General features: G+C 71.4%; 10 protein-coding genes. 8 read left to right on the top strand and 2 right to left on the bottom strand.

Going from position 1 to position 6,399, the window contains the following annotated elements; translation table 11 throughout:
• Positions 1–138 precede the first annotated feature (138 nt).
• The 5 genes from ABZ721_RS12770 to ABZ721_RS12790 all read left to right on the top strand — a co-directional run bounded on the left by ABZ721_RS12770 (position 139) and on the right by ABZ721_RS12790 (position 3,349).
• Positions 139–588, top strand: coding sequence for an SRPBCC domain-containing protein (locus tag ABZ721_RS12770; RefSeq protein ID WP_358788658.1), 450 nt, complete (start codon positions 139–141; stop codon positions 586–588).
• Positions 585–923, top strand: coding sequence for a helix-turn-helix domain-containing protein (locus ABZ721_RS12775; protein WP_358788659.1), 339 nt, complete (start codon positions 585–587; stop codon positions 921–923). Before ABZ721_RS12770 ends, ABZ721_RS12775 begins: the two co-directional genes overlap by 4 nt.
• Before the next feature lie 49 nt (positions 924–972).
• Positions 973–1,788: an SDR family oxidoreductase gene (locus tag ABZ721_RS12780; RefSeq protein WP_358788660.1), complete on the top strand. Its 816-nt coding sequence runs from the start codon at positions 973–975 to the stop codon at positions 1,786–1,788.
• 129 nt (positions 1,789–1,917) lie between these two features.
• A complete protein-coding gene (locus ABZ721_RS12785; protein ID WP_358788661.1) occupies positions 1,918–2,919 on the top strand; it encodes a helix-turn-helix domain-containing protein in 1,002 nt (333 codons plus the stop codon).
• A gap of 142 nt (positions 2,920–3,061) precedes the next feature.
• Positions 3,062–3,349, top strand: a complete 288-nt coding sequence (locus ABZ721_RS12790; RefSeq protein WP_358788662.1) for a hypothetical protein — start codon at positions 3,062–3,064, stop codon at positions 3,347–3,349.
• 4 nt (positions 3,350–3,353) lie between these two features.
• Here the strand turns inward: ABZ721_RS12790 and ABZ721_RS12795 are convergent, their stop codons facing one another.
• On the bottom strand, positions 3,354–3,893 hold the full coding sequence (locus ABZ721_RS12795) for a GNAT family N-acetyltransferase (RefSeq protein WP_358788663.1): 540 nt from the start codon (positions 3,891–3,893) through the stop codon (positions 3,354–3,356).
• A 77-nt stretch (positions 3,894–3,970) separates the two neighbouring features.
• Here ABZ721_RS12795 and ABZ721_RS12800 point away from each other — a divergent pair, with 77 nt between their 5' ends.
• Together ABZ721_RS12800 and ABZ721_RS12805 are read left to right on the top strand one after the other, a co-directional pair.
• Complete coding sequence (locus tag ABZ721_RS12800) at positions 3,971–4,465, top strand: hypothetical protein (RefSeq protein ID WP_358788664.1); 495 nt, start codon at positions 3,971–3,973, stop codon at positions 4,463–4,465.
• Between the two features lie 133 nt (positions 4,466–4,598).
• On the top strand, positions 4,599–5,093 hold the full coding sequence (locus ABZ721_RS12805; RefSeq protein WP_358788665.1) for a pyridoxamine 5'-phosphate oxidase family protein: 495 nt from the start codon (positions 4,599–4,601) through the stop codon (positions 5,091–5,093).
• 39 nt (positions 5,094–5,132) lie between these two features.
• Here the strand turns inward: ABZ721_RS12805 and ABZ721_RS12810 are convergent, their stop codons facing one another.
• Entirely contained in the window at positions 5,133–5,990 is an 858-nt protein-coding gene (locus ABZ721_RS12810; RefSeq protein WP_358788666.1) for an SDR family NAD(P)-dependent oxidoreductase, read from the bottom strand.
• A 106-nt stretch (positions 5,991–6,096) separates the two neighbouring features.
• On the opposite strand from ABZ721_RS12810, the gene ABZ721_RS12815 reads away from it, so the two are divergent.
• Positions 6,097–6,399, top strand: a 303-nt coding sequence (locus tag ABZ721_RS12815) for an ABATE domain-containing protein (RefSeq protein WP_358788667.1), incomplete at its 3' end; no start/stop codon positions are given.

The raw sequence follows: 6,399 nt of genomic DNA on the forward strand, positions 1-6,399 counted from the left end.
TACCGGGTGGATCGACCCCCTTGTTCCGGACGTTGCTCCCTGCGCGGGACCGCACCTCATACGCAACAGAAGGTTGCACGTTCTCAGCATGAGGGCTAAGGTCATACGCAACCGATGGTTGCTTATGGGAGGCCCCTGGTGGAGTTCGGAAAACTGGAGCGCGAGATGCGCATCGACGCCGCGCCGGAAATCGTGTTCGACGTGGTGAGCCGCCCCGAGCACATCAGGATGTGGTGGCCCGACGATGCGTCCTTCGAGCCCGTGCCCGGCGCGGTCGGGGAGCTGGTGTGGGGGGACCGTGCGACGGTCGAGCCGTTCACGGTGGTCGACGTGGACCCGCCCCGCCGGTTCGCGATCCGCTGGATCGCTCCCGAGGGCCAGCGGCCCGACGCGGACAACTCCCTCCTGATCACCTTCGAGCTCGAGCCCTCCGGTGCCGGCACGATCCTGCGCCTGACCGAGAGCGGCTGGCGGCAGAAGGGCTGGGAGGCCGCCGTGCTCGAGGAGTCCTTCCGCGACCATGAGCGCGGCTGGGACCTGTTCCTGCCCAGGCTGCGCAGCTACGCCGCCTCCGTGGTGGCGCGATGACCCTCGCCGTGGACGACGACCTCTGGTCGGCGATCGGCGACCCGATCAGACGCCGCCTGCTCGACCTGCTGCTCGCGGAGGGTGTCGGAACGCCCACCACCTTGAGCGATCGTCTCCCGATCACCCGCCAGGCGGTCACCAAGCACCTGGGCGTCCTCGACCGCGCGGGCCTCGTCCACGCGACGCCCGCGGGCCGCGAGCGGCGCTACGAAGTCGACGAGGCGCAACTCTCCCGCGCCGTGCGGCAGCTGAACGAGGTCGGCCGGTCCTGGGACGCACGGCTGAACCGCATCAAGCGCATCGCGGAAGAGATCCAGCGTCGGACGAACGGCTGACCGGCGCCCCCGCCGAGGCCACAACAACGCGAACTTCTGGAGGACTGCTGTGAACGGACTGCTGCTCGAGGACAGGAACGCCGTGATCTACGGCGGCGGAGGCGCCATCGGCGGCGCGGTCGCGCGGGTGTTCGCCCGGGAAGGCGCCCGGGTCTTCCTCGCCGGACGGACGCAGGCGAAGCTCGACGCCGTGGCACGCGACATCACCGCCGCGGGCGGGCGGGTCGAGACCGCCCTCGTCGACGTATTCGACCAGGAGGCGGTCGACCGGCACGCCGAGGCGATCGCGACGACGGCCGGCGGCATCGACATCGCCCTCAACGCCGTGAGCGTCATGCACGACCAGGGGACGGTGCTGGCCGACCTCTCCCTGGAGGAGTTCATGCGGCCCATCGACGGCTTCCTGCGGACGCTGTTCATCACGAGCAAGGCCGCGGCACGCCACATGGGCCACAAGCGGCCCGGCGTCCTGCTGACGCTGTCCGAGCCGGGTTCCAAACTGGCGGTGGGCGGGATCCTGGGGCACAGCGTCAGCGCGGCCGGCAAGGAGGCCTTCTCCCGGGTCCTGGCCGCGGAGCTGGCGCCCGGCAACATCCGGGTGATCTGCATCCGCCCGCACGCGGTCGTCGACGCTCCGGCAGCGGGCTCCTACACCCGGGAACTGTTCGAGCCCACCGCGGCGGCGGCCGGACAGTCGGTCCGCGAACTGCTCGCGGACGGCGGAGGGATGGCGCAGGGCACGCTCCTCAAGCGGCTTCCCACGCTCTGCGAGATCGCGGAGACGGCCGCGTTCCTGGCGTCGGACCGGGCGGGAGCCATGACCGGAACCGTCGCCAACCTGTCCGCCGGCGCCCTGGTCGACTGAGACCGGACCCCGCCCAGGAGGATTCAGCCAATGACGCGGCGGGCGGGCATACCTTCGAACGGATCTGCGTAGCCTCCGAGAGAACCCGTAGGCGGCAGGTCATCCGGGAGGCAGCAGGTGTTCGGCGTCGTGGACACGTTGGCCCTGCCCCCGGCGCACCGGTTCGACTGGTGGTGCGAGACCGTCAGCCGCGGCGCGGCACCGACCCGCATCAGCAGTGACCACGCCGCCGACTTCGTCGGCAGGGTGGAAATGCTGTCGGCAGGGCCGCTGGAGGCGACCAGCATGTCGTTTCCCACGCTGCTCTCGGAGCGCACCCCGGCCCTGATCAAACAGTCCGATCCCGAGAGCTACGAGCTGACGCTGATCGCGGGCGGGGAGATGAGCGTCGCGCAGGCACGGCGGGAAGCGGTGCTGTCCGCCGGGGAATTCGTCATGTGGAGCTCCTCGCAGCCGTACACCGGCCGGGTCAGCAGCAGCGCGGACGCCGGCCTGTCCCAGGGCATCGTGCTGCATCTGCGCAGAAACCTCCTCCCCTTCTCCGAGGACCGGATCCGCCACCTCCTGGCCACCCCGATGTCCGCCTCCCAGGGCATCGGGGCGATCCTCGCCCACCATCTGCGCACCGTGTTCCAGGAGGCCCCCCGGCTGGGAGAACCGGAAAGCGCCCGGCTGGGCGCGGCGACCCTGCAGCTGGCGTACGCCCTGCTGGCCCAACACCTCGACGCGCACGCCTCCTTGGAGCCCGAGGCCCGCGGCGCCGTGCTCCTGGCGCGCATCGATGCCTTCATCGACGAGCACCTCGCGGACCCGCACCTGTCCCCGCACGCCGTCGCCGCCGGCCACCACGTGTCCGTCCGGACGGTGCACCAGCTCTTCCGGCAACGGGAGGAGACGGTGTCGGCGACGATCCGCCGCCGGCGGCTGGAGCGGTGCCGCTACGATCTGGCCGACCCACGACTGGACCATCTGCCGGTGCACGCCGTCGCCTCCCGCAACGGGCTGGAGGATCCGGCGGGATTCAGCCGCAGCTTCCGCCAGGCGTACGGCCTGCCGCCGGCCGAGTACCGAAGGACCGTTCGCACCCAGAGCGGCACGGCGGGACCCGCGGACCATGCCCCACCCCGGTGATCCGCGCTCGAAGGGATCGTCAGGCCCTGCGCGCAACGACAAGCATCCGTGCGCGCACCGTCAATGACCGCACCGGCTGTCCACCGGCAGACTGACGGGGGTTGGGCCCGCTGGGACCCCCTACACAGCCGAGGAGCCACCCATGAGCAGGACGAACCGCGTCGCCACGCTGCTCAGCGTAGCCGGAGCCGTTGTCACACTGGTGACGACGCCGGGCGCGGCCACCCCGAGCGCCGTCGCTGCGGCGTCCGTCCCCACCGCAGCGACGGCACAGGTCGCCGCCGATTCACCGTTCTTCTGGTGGGCCACTTACGACACCCAGCTGGAGTGCTCGCAGGTGGGTCACAACCTCGTGAACCGCGGCCCCTACGCGTCCTATGTGTGCAGCCGGGTCCTGGGCGGCTGGCAGCTGTGGGTGCGGGGGTACTGAGCGCTCAGTCTGTCGCCTCATGTCCGTCACGCCCACCGGCACGGTCGTGGCCTGCCGACGCGGCAGCGAGGTCGCACTGGTACCAGGTGCCCGGCTGCCCGCCCAGATCGGCCGGGCCGATCGGAACGAATCCCGCCTTGCTCAGGACCCTCTGGGACGCGACGTTCGCGTGGGAGGTCGCCGCGCGCAGCGTCCGCAGTCCGTGCCGGGCCGCCGCCAGCCGGCACAGGTCGCGCACGGTCGCGGTCGCCAGGCCACGCCCGGCGGCATGCCGCGCGACGCGGTAGCCGAGTTCGGCGGTGCCGTCCTCGAGGTCGACCAGGTTGAACCTGCCGAGGACCGAGCCGTCCTCGGCGACGAGCACGTAGAAGGCGCAGACGCCCGCGGCCTGCTCGGCCAGCAGCGCGGCGTGCCGGTCGGCGAAGTGGGCGAAGTAGTCGTCGCCGCGGTCGGTGATCGTCGCGGCGAAGTACTCGCGGTTCGCCAGCTCGAAGGCCAGGACCGCCGGGGCATGGCGGGGACGCAGCTGCTGCAGCTCGGGCATGGCCCGACTCTACGCAGCCGGCGCGCTGCGCCGCCCTGGGGTGGGTCGTTCGCCGGCGGGAAGTTACGATCGCGCCCATGAGTGAAGCCACCGGCGGCGGCGATCCCGCGGAGTTGTACGCCCGTGTCCAGGCCGCCACCGCCGGCTCGACCTACCGGTTGCAGCGGACGGAGCAGGGGTTCAACCTGACGGCGGATGTCCCGCAACCTCCGTCGGACCGGGGCCGCATCACCCAGATGCACACCTACCGCGTGGAGCTGCGTCCGCGGGAGGGGACCTTCACCATGACGGATGTCGTCCGCACCCAGGAGCGTGGCCGGGACGGTCTGCCGCGCAGGACGGTGACCACCGGGCGAAGCCGGTACCGGACCTGGGGCCGCGCTGTGGACGGCTCCGAGCAGCAGCACTTCTCGTCCGCCGAGGGCCACCGCCTGATCCGGGGCGCGGCCGAAGCCCTGGGCTGGCGGGAGCTGCGGCCGGTCAGCACGAAGGTCGCACTCGGCTTCGGCGTCGTCGGGGGCGTCGTGGCCCTCGGCACCCTGATCGCCCTCGCGGTCGTCTTCTGGCTCTGATGCGGGTGGGATCTCTCCGAGGGTGCGGGCCTGGCTCGATCACCTCCTCCGGTGGAGGATGTACGGGATCAGAACCGGGAGCGGGATCCGGACCGGGACCGGGACCGCACGAGCGCGCGGAGGATTTCGTTTCGTGACTGACGACGACTTGGCCGCCCACGCGCGAGCCCTCATCGACGCCAACCTCTACCTGGTCCTGGGTACGACCGATCAGGACGGCCATCCGTGGACCTCCCCGGTCTACTTCGCCCCTGCGGGCGACCGGGAGTTCTACTGGCTCTCCGCCACCGACGCCCAGCACTCCCGCCACCTCGCCGAACGCCCGCACGTGAGCCTCGTCGTCTTCGACTCCACCGTCGCGCCGTACCACGGCCGCGCGCTGTACGCGGTCGGCGAGGCGCGCCAGGTGACGGGCAGCGACGTCGACCGCGCACTGAAGGCGTATCCGCGGCCGGGCGGTGCGGGCGTGACCTCGTTCTCCCGCGATGAGGTCTCCGCGCCGGCCGCCTACCGCCTCTACCGGGCCATCCTGACGGAGCTGTGGGTCCTGTGTCCCCGGGAGCCCGGGCAGCCGTGCCCGCGCCACGGGCGCGCCGAGGACCACAGAACCCTCGTACCGGCGGGATGACCGGCGCGAGCCCGCGCCGGCAGGCGCAGGCTCCCCGCACTACGCGTGCACGGCGTCCACGACTCGGGTGACGTCGGACCAGTCGTCCAACTCACGCAGGCGCGCCGTGAGGGCAGTGCGCAGACCGTCCTCGGCCGCACGCCCCAACGCCAGGCGCAGGGGCGGCTGCTTGGCGTCGACGGCGGTGAGGACGGCCGAGGCGACGCGGGCGGGGTCGGCGAACGCGTCGGCGGACAGCTCGCCCAGTGAGCTCTGGACGGCGCGCACGGTCCGGTCGTAGTCGGGGACGGGTGCGGTGAACGCCAGATGGGACAGGAAGCCGGTGCCCATGTAGCCCGGCTCGATCAGGGTGAGATGGATGCCCAGGGGCGCGAGTTCGGCCGCCAGGGCGTCGGAGAGCCCTTCCAGGGCGTACTTGCTGGCGGCGAGCAGACCGACGCCCGGGTGCGCCGACTGCCCGTAGAGCGAGGATCCCTGCAGTACGTGGCCCGATCGCTGCCGGCGCAGGACGGGCAGCGTCGCGCGCAGCACGTTCAGTGGGCCGAAGACGTTGGTGTCGAAGATGGCCTTGGACTGTGCGTCGGTGGCCTCCTCGACCGCGCCGAACAGTCCGTATCCCGCGATGTTGGCGACCACGTCGATGCGTCCGAAGGCGTCGAGGGTCAGCTCCACGGCCCGGTGGGCCGCACCTTCGTCACGGACGTCGAGTTCGACCGCCACGACCTGGTCGGGATAGCGGTCGACGAAGTCGGCGACCGACTCCGTGCGGCGGGCGGTGGCCGCGACCCGGTCGCCGCGGTCGAGGGCGGCGATAGCGAGGGCGTGGCCGAGGCCCTGGGAGGCGCCGGTGATGAACCAAGTGCGGGCAGGGTTCGTGGTGTTGCTGTTTGTTGTCATGGTGATGACCATAGGCATGTAGCTCATAACTAGCAAGCCGTATGGGAGCGCAACGTCTATGCCCTTAGGGCCCTGGCGCCTATCCGGCGTCGAGTACAGTGGGCCCATGGCCATGGATGCGAACGGGACGACGACGCTGAGCCCTTCTGCGGCGGCCGAGGTCGTCCTCACCTTCGTCAACACCCGCGCGATCGACGGCAGCCGGGAGGAACTTCTCGACGGCGCGGCCTTCGCGCGGTGGCTGCGGCAGGAGGAGCTGATCGACTCCGCGTCGCTCGTCACCGACGCGGACGCCGCCGCCGCACGCGAACTCAGGGACGCCCTCGCTCGACTTCGTCATGAAGCTCGACCACCTCTCCTTCTCCGAGGCCGTCGAGCGGCTGGCCGCCAAGACCGGCATCGTGCTCCG

Source organism: Streptomyces sp. NPDC006733 (assembly GCF_040636125.1).
Taxonomy (GTDB): Bacteria; Actinomycetota; Actinomycetes; order Streptomycetales; family Streptomycetaceae; genus Actinacidiphila.